At 71.8% G+C, this 19,113-nt stretch carries 18 protein-coding genes; 10 read left to right on the top strand and 8 right to left on the bottom strand.

The window, feature by feature from the left end; genetic code table 11:
• Nucleotides 1-135: 135 nt before the first annotated feature.
• The 6 genes from ACIQOE_RS26640 (at nt 136) to ACIQOE_RS26615 (ending at nt 8,138) form a co-directional block, all read left to right on the top strand.
• The gene (locus ACIQOE_RS26640) at nt 136-2,583 is read left to right on the top strand and encodes a bifunctional SulP family inorganic anion transporter/carbonic anhydrase (protein WP_401414131.1); all 2,448 of its coding nucleotides are present in this window, start codon (nt 136-138) and stop codon (nt 2,581-2,583) included.
• A gap of 174 nt (nt 2,584-2,757) precedes the next feature.
• Nucleotides 2,758-4,716: an acetate--CoA ligase gene (acs, locus tag ACIQOE_RS26635; protein ID WP_351317576.1), complete on the top strand. Its 1,959-nt coding sequence runs from the start codon at nt 2,758-2,760 to the stop codon at nt 4,714-4,716.
• A 188-nt stretch (nt 4,717-4,904) separates the two neighbouring features.
• Complete coding sequence (nhaA, locus tag ACIQOE_RS26630; RefSeq protein WP_401414128.1) at nt 4,905-6,293, top strand: Na+/H+ antiporter NhaA; 1,389 nt, start codon at nt 4,905-4,907, stop codon at nt 6,291-6,293.
• 135 nt (nt 6,294-6,428) lie between these two features.
• Nucleotides 6,429-6,914 carry a phage holin family protein gene (locus ACIQOE_RS26625; protein ID WP_351317570.1) on the top strand — a complete coding sequence of 162 codons (486 nt, stop codon included), beginning with the start codon at nt 6,429-6,431 and terminating at the stop codon, nt 6,912-6,914.
• Complete coding sequence (locus tag ACIQOE_RS26620) at nt 6,911-7,831, top strand: alpha/beta fold hydrolase (RefSeq protein ID WP_401414126.1); 921 nt, start codon at nt 6,911-6,913, stop codon at nt 7,829-7,831. The genes ACIQOE_RS26625 and ACIQOE_RS26620 overlap by 4 nt, the downstream gene beginning before the upstream one ends.
• Nucleotides 7,832-7,958: 127 nt before the next feature.
• A complete protein-coding gene (locus tag ACIQOE_RS26615; protein ID WP_351317564.1) occupies nt 7,959-8,138 on the top strand; it encodes a hypothetical protein in 180 nt (59 codons plus the stop codon).
• A 4-nt stretch (nt 8,139-8,142) separates the two neighbouring features.
• Here the strand turns inward: ACIQOE_RS26615 and ACIQOE_RS26610 are convergent, their stop codons facing one another.
• The 3 genes from ACIQOE_RS26610 to nth form a co-directional block, all read right to left on the bottom strand.
• Nucleotides 8,143-9,342: a MarP family serine protease gene (locus ACIQOE_RS26610; RefSeq protein WP_351317876.1), complete on the bottom strand. Its 1,200-nt coding sequence runs from the start codon at nt 9,340-9,342 to the stop codon at nt 8,143-8,145.
• Nucleotides 9,343-9,355: 13 nt separating this feature from the next.
• Nucleotides 9,356-10,063: a CoA pyrophosphatase gene (locus tag ACIQOE_RS26605; protein WP_351317562.1), complete on the bottom strand. Its 708-nt coding sequence runs from the start codon at nt 10,061-10,063 to the stop codon at nt 9,356-9,358.
• Nucleotides 10,064-10,182: 119 nt separating this feature from the next.
• Complete coding sequence (gene nth, locus ACIQOE_RS26600) at nt 10,183-11,280, bottom strand: endonuclease III (protein WP_401414123.1); 1,098 nt, start codon at nt 11,278-11,280, stop codon at nt 10,183-10,185.
• Between the two features lie 357 nt (nt 11,281-11,637).
• Between nth and ACIQOE_RS26595 the strand changes: the two genes are divergently transcribed.
• Together ACIQOE_RS26595 and ACIQOE_RS26590 are read left to right on the top strand one after the other, a co-directional pair.
• Nucleotides 11,638-12,312 carry a Crp/Fnr family transcriptional regulator gene (locus tag ACIQOE_RS26595; RefSeq protein WP_018547939.1) on the top strand — a complete coding sequence of 225 codons (675 nt, stop codon included), beginning with the start codon at nt 11,638-11,640 and terminating at the stop codon, nt 12,310-12,312.
• A 57-nt stretch (nt 12,313-12,369) separates the two neighbouring features.
• Nucleotides 12,370-13,200 carry a nucleotidyltransferase domain-containing protein gene (locus ACIQOE_RS26590; protein ID WP_401414121.1) on the top strand — a complete coding sequence of 277 codons (831 nt, stop codon included), beginning with the start codon at nt 12,370-12,372 and terminating at the stop codon, nt 13,198-13,200.
• Nucleotides 13,201-13,267: 67 nt separating this feature from the next.
• Here ACIQOE_RS26590 and ACIQOE_RS26585 read toward each other — a convergent pair whose 3' ends face one another.
• The 4 genes from ACIQOE_RS26585 to ACIQOE_RS26570 all read right to left on the bottom strand — a co-directional run bounded on the left by ACIQOE_RS26585 (nt 13,268) and on the right by ACIQOE_RS26570 (nt 15,694).
• Nucleotides 13,268-14,098, bottom strand: a complete 831-nt coding sequence (locus ACIQOE_RS26585) for an MBL fold metallo-hydrolase (RefSeq protein ID WP_365564337.1) — start codon at nt 14,096-14,098, stop codon at nt 13,268-13,270.
• A gap of 2 nt (nt 14,099-14,100) precedes the next feature.
• Nucleotides 14,101-14,976 carry an NUDIX hydrolase gene (locus ACIQOE_RS26580; protein WP_351317551.1) on the bottom strand — a complete coding sequence of 292 codons (876 nt, stop codon included), beginning with the start codon at nt 14,974-14,976 and terminating at the stop codon, nt 14,101-14,103.
• Between the two features lie 98 nt (nt 14,977-15,074).
• The gene (locus tag ACIQOE_RS26575) at nt 15,075-15,539 is read right to left on the bottom strand and encodes a RidA family protein (protein WP_351317548.1); all 465 of its coding nucleotides are present in this window, start codon (nt 15,537-15,539) and stop codon (nt 15,075-15,077) included.
• Complete coding sequence (locus tag ACIQOE_RS26570; RefSeq protein WP_176101022.1) at nt 15,539-15,694, bottom strand: DUF4177 domain-containing protein; 156 nt, start codon at nt 15,692-15,694, stop codon at nt 15,539-15,541. Before ACIQOE_RS26570 ends, ACIQOE_RS26575 begins: the two co-directional genes overlap by 1 nt.
• Nucleotides 15,695-15,846: 152 nt before the next feature.
• Here ACIQOE_RS26570 and ACIQOE_RS26565 point away from each other — a divergent pair, with 152 nt between their 5' ends.
• Nucleotides 15,847-16,824 carry an ArsA-related P-loop ATPase gene (locus ACIQOE_RS26565; protein WP_362643142.1) on the top strand — a complete coding sequence of 326 codons (978 nt, stop codon included), beginning with the start codon at nt 15,847-15,849 and terminating at the stop codon, nt 16,822-16,824.
• The gene (locus tag ACIQOE_RS26560; protein WP_401414118.1) at nt 16,821-18,407 is read left to right on the top strand and encodes an ArsA family ATPase; all 1,587 of its coding nucleotides are present in this window, start codon (nt 16,821-16,823) and stop codon (nt 18,405-18,407) included. The genes ACIQOE_RS26565 and ACIQOE_RS26560 overlap by 4 nt, the downstream gene beginning before the upstream one ends.
• A gap of 209 nt (nt 18,408-18,616) precedes the next feature.
• Here ACIQOE_RS26560 and wblA read toward each other — a convergent pair whose 3' ends face one another.
• Nucleotides 18,617-18,955 (bottom strand): transcriptional regulator WblA, encoded by a 339-nt coding sequence (wblA, locus tag ACIQOE_RS26555; protein WP_063777071.1) that lies wholly within the window; start codon nt 18,953-18,955, stop codon nt 18,617-18,619.
• Nucleotides 18,956-19,113 lie beyond the last annotated feature (158 nt).

Below are 19,113 nucleotides of genomic sequence, written 5' to 3'. Positions count from 1 at the left end.
ATTACGATTCGTTTACCGAGTGTTGATTCATCCCGCCACTGCACGCCCGTGACCCACGGCCGCGACCACGCCCCCGGCCCGCTGGCGAGGGGACCCCTGTTCCGCGACCGCGCTGCCCCGGAGGAGACGGGAAACATGTCATCAGCCTGCGTACCCACCCACCCCGAGAGCCCCGGCCCGGCCCGCTCCGGAGCCCCTGCCGAGGCCCCGAGCCCCCAGCCCGTCGGGCACGCCGGCCGGGCGCCGGCTCCGGCCGGTCCTTCGCGCCGCGGCCCGCGGATCGAGAGCGCCGACCTGTCCGCGTCCGTCTCGGTCTTCCTGATCGCGCTGCCGCTCTCCCTCGGCATCGCCCTCGCCACCGGCGCACCGCTGCAGGCCGGTCTGGTCGCGGCGGCCGTCGGCGGCCTGGTCGCCGGGCGGCTCGCCGGCTGCCCGCTCCAGGTCAGCGGCCCGGCCGCCGGGCTCACCGTGGTCACCGCCGATCTCATCCACCGTTACGGCTGGCGGGCCACCTGCGGCATCACCGTCCTCGCGGGCCTGGCCCAACTCGGCCTGAGCTGCCTGCGCGTGGCCCGCACCGCGCTCGCCGTCAGCCCGGCCGTGGTGCACGGCATGCTGGCCGGCATCGGTGTCACCATCGCCGTCGCCCAGGTGCACATCGTGCTCGGCGGCAACCCGCAGAGCGCGGTCCTCGACAACGTCCGGGCGCTGCCCGCCCAGCTGGCGAACCTGCATCCGGCCGCCGTGGCGATGAGCGCGCTGACCCTGGCCCTGCTGTTCGGCTGGCCCTGCATCCCCGGCAGAGCGGGCCGCGTGCTGCGCAGGGTTCCGGCGGCCCTGGTCGCCGTCGCCGGTGCCACCGCGACCGCCTCGCTCACCGGGCTCGCCCTGCCCCGGGTCGACCTGCCGTCCTGGAGCAGCCATGCCCTGGCCGGGCTGCCCGAGGGGCCGGTGCTCGGCCTGGTCGCCGCCGTGCTCACCACCACGCTGGTGTGCAGCGTGCAGTCGCTGCTCGGCGCGGTCGCCGTGGACAAGCTGGTGGCCGGCCGCTCCGGGCCCCAGTCCCGGATCGGCCGTTCCGACCTGGACCGCGAACTGCTCGGCCAGGGCGCGGCCAACATCGTCTCCGGGGCGCTCGGCGGACTGCCGGTCGCGGGAGTGGCGGTGCGCAGTTCGGCGAATGTGAATTCCGGTGCCGTCAGCCGGAACTCCACGATGCTGCACGGCGTTTTCGTAGTAGCCGCCGCGCTGCTGATGGTCCCGGTCCTGGACCTCATCCCGCTCGCCTCGCTCGCCGCCCTGGTGATGGCCGTCGGCATCCAGATGGTGTCCCTGCACCACATCCGCACGGTGACCCGCCACCGTGAGGTCGCGGTGTACGCCGTCACCACGCTCGGTGTGGTGCTGCTCGGCGTCCTGCAGGGCGTGCTCCTCGGGGTCGCGGTGGCCGTCGCCGTCGCCCTGCGCCGTCTCGCCCACACCCGCATCACCCATGAGGAAGAGGAAGGAGTCCACCGTGTGCACGTAAGAGGACAGCTGACGTTCCTGGCGGTGCCCCGGCTCAGCAGAGCCCTGCATCTCGTACCTCAAGGCGCACGGGCCGTGGTCGAGTTGGACGGCTCGTTCATGGACCACGCGGCGTACGAGTCGCTGCGGGACTGGCGCAGGGCCCACACCGCGCGGGGCGGTTCGGCCGAGCTGACCGGCTGCCGGCTGGGCGTGCGCTCACCGGAGTACGGACACGGACCGGAGCGGAGCGGGAAGCGGGAACAGGGGCGAGGACCGGAGCGGGAGCCGGCGCCCGGGTCGCGTCCCGGGATCCGTGCGGGTCACGGCCACGGACCGGGACGGGTCGGGCCGGCCCTCGCCCGCTGGGGCGGCGGCAGACCGGCCGGCACGGGGCATGAACTCGCCGACGGGATCGGAGTGTTCCAGCGCGAGACCGCGCCCCTGGTGCGGGAGGAGCTGGCCCGGCTGGCGCGCGAGGGACAGCGGCCGTCGCAGCTCTTCCTCACCTGCGCCGACTCCCGGCTCGTCACCTCGATGATCACCTCCAGTGGTCCGGGCGACCTCTTCGTGGTCCGCAACGTCGGAAACCTGGTCCCCCTTCCGGGCCAGGAGAACGGCGACGACTCGGTGGCGGCCGCGATCGAGTACGCGGTGGACGTGCTGAAGGTGCGGTCCATCACGGTGTGCGGGCACTCCGGGTGCGGGGCGATGCATGCGCTGCTGGGTTCCGGGTCCGAGGACGGCACGAGCCCGCTCGGGCGCTGGCTGCGGCACGGGCTGCCGAGCCTCGCCCGCCTGGCCGAGGACGCAGAGCCGGAAGTGCGGCTGGCCGGGCGGGCGGCGGCGGACACGGCGGAACGGCTCTGTCTGGCCAATGTGGTCCAGCAGCTGGACCACCTGCGGGCGCACGAGTCGGTGTCGCGCGCGCTGGCGGCCGGCGAGCTGGAACTGCACGGGATGTACTTCCATGTGGGCGAGGCGCAGTCCTATCTGCTGCGCCGGGCCGACGGCGAGGACGAGGGAGCGGTGTTCGAGGGAGTGACGGGCGTCGGGGAGCTGCGCGGCCCGGCCTGAGGGAAGGCGGTGCGGGATCCGCAGGTGCCGTCCAGGCCGGCGCCGGCGGGCTCCGTGCGTACCGTCGCACACAACAGGTCTAAACCAATTTTTCGGCGGCCCTTGTCACCGGACCCCCAGGTCTGATGAGCTGTGGCCTGGGACACAACGGACACCCTTGGAAAGGGAGATGTCGTGAGCAACGAAAGCCTGGCCAACCTCTTGAAGGAGGAGCGACGCTTCGCGCCGCCCGCTGACCTGGCCGCGAATGCCAATGTCACGGCCGAGGCGTACGAACAGGCCAAGGCTGACAGGCTCGGCTTCTGGGCCGAGCAGGCCCGCCGGCTGACCTGGGCCAAGGAGCCGACCGAGACGCTGGACTGGTCGAACCCGCCGTTCGCCAAGTGGTTCAAGGACGGCGAACTGAACGTCGCGTACAACTGCGTGGACCGGCACGTGGAGGCCGGCCACGGCGACCGGGTCGCCATCCACTTCGAGGGCGAGCCTGGCGACAGCCGCGCCATCACCTACGCGGAGCTGAAGGACGAGGTCTCCAAGGCGGCGAACGCGCTGCTGGAGCTGGGAGTCCGCAAGGGCGACCGGGTCGCGGTCTACATGCCGATGATCCCGGAGACGGCGATCGCGATGCTCGCCTGCGCCCGGATCGGCGCCGCGCACTCCGTGGTCTTCGGCGGCTTCTCGGCCGACGCGCTCGCCACCCGCATCCAGGACGCGGACGCCAAGGTGGTCATCACCTCCGACGGCGGCTACCGGCGCGGCAAGCCGTCCGCGCTCAAGCCTGCCGTGGACGAGGCGGCCGGGAAGGCCGGCAACGTCGAGCACGTGCTGGTCGTACGGCGCACCGGGCAGGAAGTGGCCTGGGACGAGACGCGGGACGTGTGGTGGCACGAGATCGTGGACCGGCAGCCGGCCGAGCACACGCCCGAGGCCTTCGACGCCGAGCACCCGCTCTTCATCCTCTACACGTCCGGTACGACGGGTAAGCCGAAGGGCATCCTGCACACCTCGGGCGGCTACCTCACCCAGGCGTCGTACACGCACTGGGCGGTGTTCGACCTCAAGCCGGAGACGGACGTGTACTGGTGCACGGCCGACGTCGGCTGGGTGACCGGCCACTCGTACATCGTGTACGGACCGCTGGCCAACGGCGCGACGCAGGTGATGTACGAGGGCACCCCGGACACCCCGCACCAGGGCAGGTTCTGGGAGATCGTGCAGAAGTACGGGGTGACGATCCTGTACACCGCGCCCACCGCGATCCGGACGTTCATGAAGTGGGGCGACGACATCCCCGCGAAGTTCGACCTGTCCTCGCTGCGGGTGCTGGGTTCGGTGGGTGAGCCGATCAACCCCGAGGCCTGGATCTGGTACCGCAAGCACATCGGCGCGGACAGGACCCCCATCGTGGACACCTGGTGGCAGACCGAGACCGGCGCGATGATGATCTCGCCGTTGCCGGGCGTCACCGCGACCAAGCCCGGTTCCGCGCAGACCCCGCTGCCCGGCATCTCGGCGACCGTGGTGGACGACGAGGCCCAGGAGGTGCCCGACGGCGGTGGCGGCTACCTGGTGCTGACCGAGCCGTGGCCGTCGATGCTGCGCACCATCTGGGGCGACGACCAGCGGTTCCTCGACACCTACTGGTCGCGCTTCGAGGGCAAGTACTTCGCCGGTGACGGGGCGAAGAAGGACGACGACGGCGACATCTGGCTGCTCGGCCGGGTGGACGACGTGATGCTGGTCTCCGGGCACAACATCTCGACGACCGAGGTGGAGTCCGCGCTGGTGTCGCACCCGTCGGTCGCCGAGGCGGCCGTGGTCGGCGCGGCGGACGAGACGACCGGGCAGGCGATCGTCGCCTTCGTGATCCTGCGGGGCACGGCGAACGCCGAGGACGAGGGCCTCGTCGACGAACTCCGCAACCACGTCGGCGCCACGCTCGGCCCGATCGCCAAGCCCAAGCGGGTCCTGCCGGTGGCGGAGCTGCCGAAGACCCGCTCCGGCAAGATCATGCGCCGGCTGCTCCGCGACGTCGCGGAGAACCGCCAGCTGGGCGACGTGACCACGCTGACCGACTCCACGGTCATGGACCTCATCCAGGCGAAGCTCCCGGCGGCGCCGAGCGAGGACTGACCCCTCTCGACGACCCCGAGGACGCCCGGCGCGAACGCGCCGGGCGTTCCTTTTGCCCCTACCGTGAGACTCACCTGGCAACCACCGGCACACCTTAGGTAAACTAAGCAATGCAGCGTGTCTCTCAAGGTGTGCCGGGAAGTCTGGTCGGCAAGTAGCTCAGCCCTGCCCACCGACCGGAGGTCCCCGTGTCCGCGCCCCGCACCACGCCCGTCCGCAGGGTCCTCGGCCGGCTCTCCCTGCCGGAGCGGACCTTCGTCGCCGACGCGCTGCGGACCGAGACCGTGGGCGGTGTGCTGCTGCTGTTCGCCGCCGTGGCGGCGCTGGTCTGGGCGAACATCCCGGCACTGCACCGGAGCTACGAGGCGGCAGGCGACTTCCACCTCGGCCCCGGCGCCCTCGGCCTGAACCTCTCCGTCACCCACTGGGCCGCCGACGGCCTGCTCGCCGTCTTCTTCTTCGTCGCCGGGATCGAGCTCAAGCGCGAACTGGTGGCCGGCGACCTGCGCGACCCGAAGGCGGCCGCGCTGCCGGTGGTCGCCGCCCTGTGCGGCATGGCCGTACCGGCGCTCGTGTACACCCTCACCAACGTGACCGGCGGCGGCTCCACCCACGGCTGGGCGGTGCCCACGGCGACCGACATCGCCTTCGCGCTGGCCGTGCTGGCCGTCATCGGCACCTCGCTGCCGGGCGCGCTGCGCGCCTTCCTGCTCACCCTCGCGGTCGTCGACGACCTGTTCGCGATCCTGATCATCGCGGTCTTCTTCACCGCCCGGATCGACTTCGTCGCGCTCGGCGGCGCCTTCCTCGGGCTGGCGGTCTTCTGGCTGCTGCTGCGCATGGGCGTACGCGGCTGGTACGTGTACGTGCCGCTCGCCGTGGTCATCTGGGCGCTGATGTACAACAGCGGCGTGCACGCGACCATCGCCGGCGTCGCCATGGGCCTGATGCTGCGCTGCACCACCCGTGAGGGCGAGCGGCGCTCGCCCGGCGAGCGCATCGAGCACCTGGTGCGGCCGCTGTCGGCGGGGCTCGCCGTACCCCTGTTCGCGCTCTTCAACGCCGGTGTGGCGGTCTCCGGAGGGGCGCTCGGGGACGTGTTCCGCAAGCCGGAGACGCTCGGGGTGGTCCTCGGACTGGTGGTCGGCAAGACCGTCGGGATCTTCGGCGGGACCTGGCTGACCGCCCGTTTCACCCGTGCCTCGCTCAGCGAGGACCTGGCCTGGGCCGACGTCTTCGCGGTCGCCTCGCTCGCCGGGATCGGCTTCACGGTGTCGCTGCTCATCGGCGAACTCGCCTTCGCCGGTGACGCCGTGCTCACCGACGAGGTCAAGGCCGCCGTGCTCTGCGGCTCGCTGATCGCGGCCCTGTGCGCCACGGTGCTGCTGAAGATCCGCAATGCCCGCTACCGGCGGCTGGTCGAGGCCGAGGAGCGGGACGAGGACCTCGACGGCATCCCGGACGTCTACGAGCAGGACGACCCGGCCTACCACCTGCGGATGGCGGAGATCTACGACCGGAAGGCCGCCGAACACCGTCGGATCGCCGCCGAGAAGGCCGGGCGGTCCGCCGGATAGGGGCCGACGGGATGCCGGAACCGGCACGACGCGCGTGCCGAAGTGCCGGGCGGGGCAGGCGCGCAGGGCAACCGTCCGGCATGATCTGACGAGACGGTACAAAAGACGATGACACGTACGCAGAGGGAGACCGCGATGAGCGCACCCGACGGCAGCCCGGTCGGTGCCGAACGCAGCATCGGCCAGTTGTTCGCCTCGGCCACGGCCGAGATGTCGGCGCTGGTGCACGACGAGATCGCGCTGGCCAAGGCCCAGCTGAAGCAGGACGTCAAGCGGGGGGCGACGAGCGGCGGCGCCTTCTCGGTGGCCGGCGCGCTGCTGCTGTTCTCCCTGCCGATGCTCAACTTCGCGCTGGCGTACGGCATTCGGACCTGGAGCAACTGGAACCTGGCGATCTGCTTCCTGCTCTCCTTCGCGGCGAACGTCCTGGTGGCGGTCGCCCTCGCGCTGATCGGCGTGGTGTTCGCGAAGAAGGCCAAGAAGGGCAAGGGCCCGCAGAAGGTGGCCGCGTCGATGAAGGAGTCGGCGGGCGTGCTGCAGAACGCCAAGCCGCATCCGCGTCCGGCGCTGCCGAGGGACGAGATGCCCGCCATCGAAGCTGTGGGACGCTCGTCGTCATGAGCGATCCCGCCCCCTCGGCCGTACGGCTCGAAGGCCCCTGGACCCATCGGGACGTCGCCGCGAACGGCGCGCGTTTCCACATCGCCGAACTCGGCGACGGCCCGCTGGTCATGCTGGTGCACGGTTTCCCGGAGTTCTGGTGGACCTGGCGGGACCAGTTGGTCGCGCTCGCCGACGCGGGCTTCCGGGCCGTCGCCATGGACCTCAGGGGCGTCGGCGGCAGCGACCGGACCCCGCGCGGCTACGACCCGGCCAACCTCGCCCTCGACATCACCGGCGTGATCCGTTCCCTCGGTGAGCCGGACGCCGCGCTGGTCGGACACGACCTGGGCGGCTACCTGGCGTGGACGGCGGCCGCCATGCGTCCCAAGCTGGTACGACGGCTCGCGGTGGTCTCCATGCCGCACCCGAGGCGCTGGCGCTCGGCGATGCTCCGGGACCGCAGGCAGTCCGCCGCCGCCTCCTACATCTGGGGCTTCCAGCGGCCGTGGATCCCCGAACGGCAGCTCACCGCCGACGACGGCGCGCTGGTCGGCCGGCTGATCCGGGACTGGTCGGGCCCGCGGCTGCCCGAGGACGAGGCGGTGAAGACGTACCAGCGGGCCATGTGCATCCCCTCCACCGCGCACTGCGCGATCGAGCCGTACCGCTGGCTGGTGCGCTCGCTGGCCCGTCCGGACGGTATCCAGTTCAACCGCCGGATGAAGCGTCCGGTGCGCGTGCCGACCTTGCATCTGCACGGTTCCCTGGATCCGGTGGCCCGCACCCGCAGTGCGGCCGGCTCCGGCGAGTACGTCGAAGCCCCTTACCGTTGGCGGCTGTTCGACGGCCTCGGGCACTTCCCGCACGAGGAGGACCCGGTCGCGTTCTCCACCGAACTGATCAGCTGGCTGAAGGATCCCGAACCCGATCGGTGACCGAGCGGCCGCGCCCGGTATCCGGAGCTGCACACCTGTTCTACGAACAGCCACATGCCCGGCGCATAGGCCGATTGAGGGGCGCGCCGGAGGTTATCGACCTTGGGGCGGGGGCAGACGTCGGGGTATGGGCTGGACGCACGACTACAGTGACGCACCCCGCAACCGCCGTTCGACCGGCGGTCTGACCTCCCATCGAGGAGCCGCCCCGCAGCTGCCGGGCGCGGACCTCAGGGTGGGGATTCCGCACATCCTGCGCCGCCGGGCCCGCTGGGTCTCGGTCCGTCTGCGCCACGCCCGCGCATGATCCCTCACAGGGCGCAGCTGTCGGTACCGACCTGCTGATTCGCCGTACGGCCCCGGGCGATGTCCGCCTGGATCTCGTCGGCGGTGAGGGCGTATCCGGTGTCGGCGTCGTCCAGTGACTTCGCGAAGACGACCCCGTAGACGCGGCCGTCGGGCGTGAGCAGCGGGCCGCCGGAGTTGCCCTGGCGGACGGTCGCGTACAGCGAGTAGACGTCACGGCGGACCGTGCCGCGGTGGTAGATGTCCGGCCCGTTGGCGGTGATACGGCCGCGCACGCGCGCGGCGCGGACGTCGTACGACCCGTTCTCCGGGAACCCGGCGACGATCGCGCTGTCACTGGTCTCGGCGTCCCGCGTGGAGAACTTCAGCGCCTTCGCCGGCAGGTTCGGCACGTCGAGCACCGCGATGTCGCGCTGCCAGTCGTACAGGACGACCTTGGCGTCGTACTTGCGGCCCTCGCCGCCGATCTGGACGGTGGGCTCGTCGACGCCGCCGACCACGTGCGCGTTGGTCATGACACGGCGGTCGGCGAAGACGAAGCCGGTGCCTTCGAGGATCTTGCCGCAGCTCTGCGCGGTGCCCGTCACCTTGACGATGGACCGCTGGGCGGTGGTGGCCACGGCGCTGTTCGCGAGGGCCGGATCGGGCGGCGACACATTGGTGATCGGCTCGTTGGCGAACGGGCTGAAGACCTGCGGGAAGCCGTTCTGCGCGAGGACCGTGGAGAAGTCCGCGAACCAGGTGTCGGCCTGGTTGGGCAACGCCCTGGACACTCCGAGGAGCACCTTGGAGCTGCGGACCTCCTTGCCGAGCGTCGGCAGCGTGGTGCCCGCGAGCGCGGAGCCGATCAGCCAGGCGACCAGCAGCATCGCCAGCACGTTCACCAGCGCGCCGCCGGTGGCGTCCAGGGCGCGGGCCGGGGACCAGGTGATGTACCGGCGCAGCTTGTTGCCCAGGTGCGTGGTCAGGGCCTGTCCGATCGAGGCGCAGACGATGACGACGACCACGGCGACCACCGCGGCGGTCGTGCTCACCTCGGCGTTGTCGGTCACCGCGTCCCAGATCACCGGCAGGACGTAGACGGCGACGAGTCCGCCGCCCAGGAAGCCGATCACCGACAGGATGCCGACGACGAACCCCTGGCGGTAGCCGACGATCGCGAACCACACGGCGGCGACCAGCAACAGGATGTCCAGCACATTCACGGTGGACACCCTGTCATGACCGCCAGTCGAGCGGGACCAGCTTCTCGCGGTCCCAGGAGCGCTCCCATCCCGCGTAGTGCAGCAGCCGGTCGATCACCCCGGCCGTGAACCCCCACACCAAGGTCGATTCGACCAGGAATGCCGGACCTCGGTGGCCGCTGGGGTGCACGGCGGTGGCCCGGTTGGCCGGATTCGTGAGATCCGCCACGGGGACCGTGAACACCTTCGCCGTCTCGTTCGGATCCACCACCCCGACCGGGCTCGGCTCGCGCCACCAGCCCAGCACCGGGGTGACCACGAACTGGCTCACCGGGATGTACAGCCTGGGCAGCACGCCGATGAGCTGCACCCCGGCCGGATCCAGCCCGGTCTCCTCCTCGGCCTCGCGGAGAGCGGCCCGCAGCGGCCCGTCGGCCTTCGGGTCGCCGTCCTCGGGGTCGAGGGCGCCGCCGGGGAAGGAGGGCTGCCCGGCGTGCGAGCGCAGCGAACCGGCCCGCTCCATCAGCAGCAGCTCCGGGCCCTGCTCGCCCTCGCCGAACAGGATCAGCACGGCCGACTGGCGGCCCGCGCCGTCCTCCGGCGGCAGGAAGCGGCTGAGCTGGAGCGGCTGCACCGTCTCGGCGGCCCGCACCACCGGGTCCAGCCACTCCGGCAGGCCGTCCTTGCTGAGCGCCACGTCCGCGTGCGGATCCTCCGTGTGCGCCTTGCCGCCCTGTGTCATGGCATTCCCCGTCCCGCCCTGCTGCCCCGGCCTGCCTGTTCCAACGCCCGACGACTCCTTGATCGTTCCGTGTCCCGCCCCTCAGAAGACCCTTGGGGCACATCCCCCAGGTCAGCCGGTCACGTCCCGGATACGGCACCCAGCGGCGGCGCCGGCCTGCCGCCCGCGTCCAGGTACGCCTGCGGCGGCTTCAGCCGCTGGCCCGGGAAGCCGCCCTTCTCGTACTTGAGCAGCTTCTTCGCCTTCTCCGGGTCGGTCTCGCCCTCGCCGTAGGCGGGACAGAGCGGGGCGATGGGGCAGACGCCACAAGCGGGCTTGCGGGCGTGGCACATGCGGCGGCCGTGCCAGATCACGTGGTGCGAGAGGTCGGTCCACTCGCTCTTCGGGAACAGCGCGCCGACGGCCGCCTCGATCTTGTCGGGTTCGGTCTCCTCGGTCCACCGCCAGCGGCGCACCAGGCGCTGGAAGTGCGTGTCCACGGTGATGCCGGGGCGTCCGAAGGCGTTGCCCAGGACGACGAAGGCGGTCTTGCGGCCGACGCCCGGCAGCTTGACGAGGTCTTCGAGCCGCCCCGGCACCTCGCCGCCGAACGACTCCACGAGGCCCTTGGAGAGCCCTATCACCGACTTGGTCTTGGCCCGGAAGAAGCCGCACGGCCGCAGGATCTCCTCGACCTCCTCCGGGTTGGCCTCGGCCAACTCCTCGGGGGTCGGGTACTTGGCGAACAGCGTCGGGGTGGTCTGGTTGACCCTCAGGTCGGTGGTCTGCGCGGAGAGCACCGTGGCGACCAGGAGCTGGAAGGGGTTCTCGAAGTCCAGCTCGGGGTGGGCGTAGGGGTACACCTCGGCGAGTTCGCGGTCGATCCTGCGGGCCCGGCGCACCAGGGCGGTGCGCGACTCGGGCTTCCACGCGGCCACCGGCTTCTCGGCGGCCGCCCGACCGGCCGCGGCCTTCTTGGCCGTGGCCTTCTTCGGCGCGGTCTTGGCGGCCGCGGACTTGGCCGTTGCGGTCTCCGCGGGCGCGCTCTTGGCCGGTGCGGCGGTCTTGGCCGGTGCGGCCTTCTTCGCCGACGCGGCCCGTTTCGCCGGAGCGGCCTTTTCCACCGATTCGGTCGCCTTTGCGGGTACGGCCGCCTTTGCCGCGGAGGCCGTCTTCTTCGCCGTCTTCTTCGCCACGGCCTTCTTCGCTGACGTCGTCTTCGCGGGCGTCTTCTTCACAGTTGCCTTCTTTACGGCCTTCGCCGCCTTCGTCGCCTTTTTTGGCTCAGCCGGGGCAGTATCGGACCCCTGTTCGCCCACAGCGGAATCACGACGTACAACCACCCGCCCAGCCCCCTTGGCCTGTGCTCTCACCGGCGATTTGGACACCCGGCCAGCCTAGAGCCCGGCGCCGACATCCGCCCCGGACCCTGAAGATCAGCCCCCGATTGGACCCCTGCCGCTTACCTCGGGACACCTGTGCGGCATCCTTGTGACAGATCACACTGTTTGACTCGTCCGGCAAAATGGGGAGCACGGTCCCCTGGTACCAAGGGGAAGCAAGATCCCCTGAGCAGGTCGACAAGGAGAGAACTCGTGGACGACGTTCTGCGGCGCAACCCGCTCTTCGCGGCGCTCGATGACGAGCAGTCCGCGGAGCTGCGTGCCTCCATGAGTGAGGTGACCCTCGCGCGTGGCGACTCCCTCTTCCACGAGGGCGACCCGGGCGACCGGCTGTATGTCGTCACCGAGGGCAAGGTCAAGCTCCACCGCACTTCCCCCGACGGCCGCGAGAACATGCTCGCCGTCGTCGGCCCCGGCGAACTCATCGGCGAGCTGTCGCTGTTCGACCCGGGCCCGCGCACGGCGACCGCCACCGCGCTGACCGAGGTCAAGCTGCTGGGCCTCGGCCACGGCGACCTCCAGCCCTGGCTGAACGCCCGTCCGGAGGTGGCCACCGCCCTGCTGCGTGCCGTCGCCCGCCGGCTGCGCAAGACCAACGACGCCATGTCCGACCTGGTCTTCTCGGACGTCCCGGGCCGTGTCGCGCGCGCCCTGCTGGACCTGTCGCGCCGCTTCGGCGTGCAGTCCGAGGAGGGCATCCACGTCGTCCACGACCTCACGCAGGAGGAGCTGGCCCAGCTGGTCGGCGCGTCCCGCGAGACCGTGAACAAGGCGCTGGCGGACTTCGCCCAGCGCGGCTGGCTGCGCCTGGAGGCGCGGGCCGTGATCCTGCTGGACGTCGAGCGCCTGGCGAAGCGTTCGCGGTAGTCGCCGAATCCGGGGGCGCCGCCCCCGGACCCGGTCGCTCCACGGCTGCAACACCCCATGGCTGAAACGGTCTCGCCCAGAGGACTCGATCCGCTGGGCTTCATCGAGCGCGAGGGCTCGCACGCGCGCGTGCCGCTCGTCTTCCGCCCCGTGGTCGCCGCGGTCCGGGACCGGCTCCTTGAGGTCTTCGGAGCGCGGCTGGACAGCGCCTACCTCTACGGGTCCGTGCCGCGCGGCACGGCCCGCGTGGGGCGCAGCGACCTGGACCTGGTGGTCGTCCTGCGGGCGGAGCCGGCCGGCGGCGACCGGGACGCGGCCCGCGCCCTCGGCGAGGCCGTCGACAAGGAGTTCCCGCAGATCGACGGGGTCGGGATCCTGCTCTACTCCCGCGCGCGTGTGCTCGACGAGCGGGAGCGGTACGACGTCGGCTGGTTCGTGGCCTGCCAGTGCACCCCGCTGCTCGGCGAGGACCTCGCCGAGTTCCTGCCCCGTTACCGTCCCGACTCCCTGCTCGCCCGCGAGACCAACGGCGACCTGGCCGGGCTCCTGCCGCGCTGGCGGCGGCGGATCGCCGCCGCGGGCGACACCGAGGAGGCCCTGCGGCCCCTGGTGCGGTTCATGTCGCGGCATCTCGTACGGACCGGCTTCACCCTCGTCATGCCCCGCTGGAACGGCTGGACCAGCGATCTGGGAGAGATGGCCGAGGCGTTCGCCGGCTACTACCCAAAGCGGGGCGGACAGCTCCGCCGCGCGGCGGAGCTGGGGCAGGAGCCGGTCGGCGACCGCGCGGTGCTGCGGTCGTACGTCGACGACCTGGGCCCGTGGCTGGCGGACGAGTACGCGCGCGTGCACGGCGTGAAGACCCCCAGACCCGACGGCTGGGACTGACCGGACGCCTACGCCCACGCCCAGCGCGCGGGCTGCGGGCTGCGGGCTGCGGGCTGCGGGCTGCGGGCTAGATCAGCCCGTGTTCGCCCAGGTAGTCCAGCTGGGCCCGTACCGAGAGTTCCGCGGCCGGCCACAGGGAGCGGTCCACGTCCGCGTAGACGTGCGCGACGACCTCGGCCGGGCTGCGGTAGCCGTTCTCCACGGCCGTCTCGACCTGCGCGAGCCGGTGGGCGCGGTGGGCCAGGTAGAACTCGACGACCCCCTGGGCGTCCTCCAGGACGGGTCCGTGGCCCGGCAGGACCGTGTGGACGCCGTCGTCGACCGTCAGGGAGCGCAGCCGCCGCAGCGAGTCCAGGTAGTCGCCCAGCCTGCCGTCCGGATGGGCCACCACCGTCGTACCGCGCCCCAGGACGGTGTCGCCGGTCAGGATCGCGCGGTCGGCCGGGAGATGGAAGCTGAGGGAGTCCGCGGTGTGGCCCGGGGTGGGCACCACCCGGAGCTCCAGACCGCCGGTCGTGATCACGTCGCCGGCCGCCAGTCCCTCGTCGCCGAGGCGCAGCGCCGGATCGAGTGCACGCACGCGCGTGCCGGTCAGCTCGGCGAAACGGCCGGCGCCCTCGGCGTGGTCGGGGTGACCGTGGGTCAGCAGGGTGAGGGCGATGCGTCTGCCGGCCTTCTCGGCCGTGTCGACGACGTTCTCCAGGTGAGCGTCGTCCAGCGGACCCGGGTCGATCACGACGGCCAGGTCCGAGTCCGGCTCGGCGACGATCCAGGTGTTGGTGCCGTCCAGGGTCATCACGGAGGCGTTGGGTGCCAGCACGTTGACGGCCCGCGCGGTGGCGGGACCCGACAGGACCCCGCCGCGCGGCTGACCGGGCAGGGCTGCTGCGTTCGTCATGCTCAGGCTCCCCCGCTCGTGAGGTCGATCGGTATGCGCTTGGTGAACTCGCCGTGGCCCGGCCAGCTCAGGACGATCTCGCCGTCCTCCAGGCGGGCGCCGGCCAGCACCGGCGTCATGTCCCGCGCGGGCGCCGCCGCGAGCGTCTCGGCGGCGGTGCCGTACGGCAGCAGCTGGCGCAGGGTGGCGATGGTGGGCGGCATCATCAGCAGCTCGCCCGTGTCGTACCCGGCGGCCGCCTCCGCCGGACGGATCCACACCGTGCGGTCGGCCTCCGTGGAGGCGTTCCGGGTGCGCTGCCCCTGCGGGAGGGCGGCGACGAAGAACCAGGTGTCGTAGCGGCGGGTCTCGAACTCCGGGGTGATCCAGCGGGTCCAGGCGCCCAGCAGGTCCGAGCGCAGGACCAGGCCCCGCCGGTCCAGGAACTGCGCGAAGGACAGGTCACGGGCGACCAGGGCGGCGCGGTCGGCCTCCCAGTCGTCCCCGGTGGTGTCCCCGACCACGGCGTCGGCGGCCGGGCCCGCGAGCAGGACGCCGGCCTCCTCGTACGTCTCGCGCACGGCGGCGCAGACGATCGCCTGGGCGCCCGCCTCGTCCACGCCGAGCCGCTGCGCCCACCACGCGCGCGTGGGGCCCGCCCAGCCGATCCGCCGGTCGTCGTCGCGCGGGTCGACGCCGCCGCCGGGATACGCGTACGCGCCTCCGGCGAAGGCCATGGAGGCGCGTCTGCGCAGCATGTGGACGACGGGACCGCCGGGGGTGTCCTTCAGCAGCAGGACGGTCGCCGCGCGCTTCGGGGTCACCGGCACGAGGGTGCCCTCCGCGTGTGCGCGGATGCGGTCCGGCCACTCCGGGGGATACCACTGTCCATCGGCCATTACCGGAGGCTATCCCCTGGGGAGCGAATGTTCGAGAGGGGCTCCGGAGCACCCGGAGGTGCCGCCGGCCGGCGCGGACACCGCGCCGGCCGGGACGGTCACGGCACCAGTTCGACCTGGACCTCGACCTCGACGGGTGCGTCCAGCGGCAGCACCGCGACGCCCACCGCGCTGCGCGCGTGCACGCCCTTGTCGCCGAGGACCTCGCCGAGCAGTTCGCTGGCGCCGTTGATCACGCCGGGCTGGCCGGTGAAGTCGGCCGCGGAGGCGACGAACCCGACGACCTTGACGACCCGCGCGACGCGGTCGAGGTCACCGGCGACGGACTTCACGGCGGCCAGGGCGTTCAGCGCGCAGGTGCGGGCCAGTTCCTTGGCCTCCTCCGCGGTGACCTCGGCGCCCACCTTGCCGGTGACGGGGAGCTTGCCGTCCACCATCGGCAGCTGGCCGGAGGTGTAGACGTACACGCCCGACTGGACCGCGGGCTGGTAGGCGGCGAGCGGCGGGACGACCGCGGGAAGCGCGAGGCCGAGTGCGGCCAGCTTGTCCTCGACGGCGCTCATCAGGACTTCTCCCGCTTCAGGTAGGCGACGAGCTGCTCGGGGTTGGGCCCGGGCACGACCTGGACGAGCTCCCAGCCGTCCTCGCCCCAGGTGTCCAGAATCTGCTTCGTGGCATGGACGAGCAGCGGCACGGTTGCGTATTCCCACTTGGTCATGGGGGCGACTTTATCCGCTGTGACGGGCGGGACACGTGGTCGGCCGCGGGGCAGGTGAGGACCGGCCCCGGCCCGCGTCGGCGGCCCCCCGTACGCACGGTTGTCCACAGCCTCCCGCGTGAGTCTGCGGACGAATGGTTAGTCTCGAAGATGTGAGCAGGCTCCAGGTCGTCAGCGGCAAGGGCGGGACCGGAAAGACGACGGTCGCCGCCGCACTCGCGCTGGCCCTCGCGACCGAGGGGAAGCGGACGCTTCTCGTGGAGGTCGAGGGTCGGCAGGGCATCGCCCAGCTCTTCGAGACGGAGGCGTTGCCGTACGAGGAGCGGAAGATCGCGGTGGCGCCGGGGGGAGGTGAGGTCCATGCGCTGGCCATCGATCCCGAACTGGCCCTTCTGGACTATCTCCAGATGTTCTACAAGCTCGGCGGGGCGGGCCGGGCCCTGAAGAAGATCGGCGCGATCGACTTCGCCACCACCATCGCGCCCGGTCTGCGGGACGTCCTGCTGACCGGCAAGGCGTGCGAGGCGGTGCGCAGGAAGGACAAGGCCGGGCGGTTCATCTACGACTACGTCGTCATGGACGCCCCGCCCACCGGCCGCATCACCCGCTTCCTGAATGTGAACGACGAGGTGGCCGGCCTCGCCAAGATCGGCCCGATACACAATCAGGCGCAGGCCGTGATGCGGGTCCTGAAGTCCAAGGAGACGGCCGTGCACCTGGTCACGCTCCTGGAGGAGATGCCGGTCCAGGAGACCGCGGACGGCATCGCCGAGCTGCGGGCCGCGCGTCTCCCGGTGGGCCGGGTCATCGTGAACATGGTGCGGCCGCAGGTGTTGGACGCGGCCGATCTGGAACTCGTACGGAGCGTGCCGCGCACCGCCGTGGCGCAGTCGCTGTCCGCCGCGGGGCTGGGCGGGGCGCGGCGCGGCGGGAAGGCCGAGCAGCTGGTCGGCCCGCTGCTCGCGCAGGCCACCGAGTACGCCGAGCGGTACGCGCTGGAGCACGAGCAGCGCGCGGTCCTCGCCGAGCTGGACCTGCCGCGGCACGAACTGCCGCTGCTCGCCGAGGGGATGGACCTGGCGGGCCTGTACGAACTCGCCACCGAGCTGCGGGAACAGGGGATGTCATGACTGCGGAGCCGGATCCGGACCCGACGCAGGACGGCGGCCGCCGGCTGGCCCACGCGCCCGCGCTGGACGTCGACGCGCTGCTCGACGACCCGAACACCCGGATCGTGGTGTGCTGCGGTTCCGGCGGGGTCGGGAAGACGACGACCGCGGCGGCGCTGGGGCTGCGGGCCGCGGAGCGCGGCCGCAAGGTGGTCGTCCTGACCATCGACCCGGCCAAGCGGCTGGCGCAGTCGATGGGCATCGACTCGCTCGACAACGTGCCGCGGAAGGTGAAGGGCACGGAGGACCGGAGCGAGGCGTCCCAGGGCGAGGCGGCACCGGACCCGGCGCGGCACGTGGACACCGCGGACGGCGCGGAGCCCTCGGACGACGAACCGACAGCGGACGGCGATCCGACAGCGGACGACGATCCGACAGCGGACGACGGTCCGGCCACGGACGACGGGGACGAGGCGGGCCGGGGTCCGGGCAAGGGCGGCGGTGAACTGCACGCCATGATGCTCGACATGAAGCGCACCTTCGACGAGGTCGTCGAGGCGCACGCGGACGCCGAGCGGGCGGCCGCCATCCTGGCCAACCCCTTCTACCAGTCGCTCTCCGCGGGCTTCGCCGGCACGCAGGAGTACATGGCGATGGAGAAGCTGGGCCAGCTGCGGGCCAGGGACGAGTGGGACCTGATCGTCGTCGACACCCCGCCCTCCCGCTCCGCGCTGGACTTCCTGGACGCGCCGAAGCGGCTCGGCTCCTTCCTGGACGGCAAGCTGATCCGCCTGCTCACCGCACCGGCGAAGCTGGGCGGCCGCGCCGGCATGGCCTTCCTGAACGTCGGCATGTCGATGATGACCGGCACCCTCGGCAAACTGCTCGGCGGGCAACTGCTGAAGGACGTGCAGACGTTCGTCGCCGCCATGGACACCACGTTCGGCGGGTTCCGTACGCGCGCGGACGCGACGTACAAGCTGCTCCAGGCGCCCGGTACCGCGTTCCTGGTGGTGGCGGCTCCGGAGCGGGACGCGCTCCGCGAGGCCGCCTACTTCGTGGAGCGGCTGGCCGCGGAGGACATGCCCTTGGTCGGTCTGGTCCTCAACCGTGTCCACGGCAGCGGCGCCGACCGGCTGTCCGCGGAGCGCGCGCTCTCCGCCGCGGAGAACATCGAGGGCGCGGAGCACCCCGAGGGTGCGGAAAATCTTGAGGAGTCCGGCATTGTCGATCAGGGGGGCGGGAAAGCTGGACTTCGTAACTCTCCCGACACGTACGGCAGTTCTGAATCATCCGCGTCCGAGTCCGACGAATCCCCCTCGTCCGGACTCGACGGGACGACGGCGCCCAGGACCCACCCGGCACCCCACGCGGACGGCGATCCGGGCCGCACCGTGGACCAGCTCACCGCAGGCCTGCTGAGGCTGCACGCCGAGCGCATGCAGCTGCTCTCCCGCGAGCAGCGCACACGTGACCGCTTCACCGCGCGCCACCCCGAGGTGGCCGTGGTGGAGGTGGCCGCGCTGCCCGGCGACGTGCACGACCTCGCGGGACTGCGGGACATCGGCGACCGGCTCGCGGCCGGACGCTCGGAGCTGCCGTAGCCGCGCAGCCACAGCCGAGTCGCCGTGGCTGTGCACCGGTGGTCGGCCGTACACCCGCAGGCTGCCCGTGGCGTCCCGGTAACGCGCCCGTGGAGTCATCCGGAGGCGTATGCCTCCGGCAGGTCCGACGGTTCGGTCAGCCGGTCACCCGACAGGCCGTCCAGCCAGCGCTGCGGACAGGCCGTCCAGTCGGTGGTGCGGCGGGTGGCTCAGCTCACCGCCGCGTAGTTCTCGTACACCTCGTCGTTGTCGAGGGGGACGATGCCGGTCCCCCGCTCGTACTCCGAACGCGCTGTCTCCAGGAGCCTGCGCCAGGAGGTCACGGTGGGTCGCCTGCGCAGCAGTGCGCGGCGCTCCCGCTCGGTCATTCCTCCCCACACGCCGAACTCGACGCGATTGTCCAGCGCGTCGGCCAGGCATTCCGTGCGTACCGGACACCCGGTGCACACCGCCTTGGCCCTGTTCTGCGCTGCTCCCTGAACGAACAGTTCATCCGGATCGGTAGTGCGGCAGGCGGCCTGCGCACTCCAGTCGGTTACCCAGCCCATACCGGCGCCGTCCTCTCCCGAATCGAGGCTCCCCCACGGCGGCAGCGGCATATTCACCGCCGCCAGTTGAGGACGTTACGGAAGGTGGGCACAGCGCAACACCCCCTTCGGGCCCAATCTTGAATGGCCCGAACGGACTATGGGTAAGCGGCAGATCA

The organism is Streptomyces sp. NPDC091282 (genome assembly GCF_044757385.1).
GTDB classification, from domain to species: Bacteria; Actinomycetota; Actinomycetes; order Streptomycetales; family Streptomycetaceae; genus Streptomyces; species Streptomyces gramineus.
This window is presented reverse-complemented; position numbering and strand designations above follow the sequence as displayed.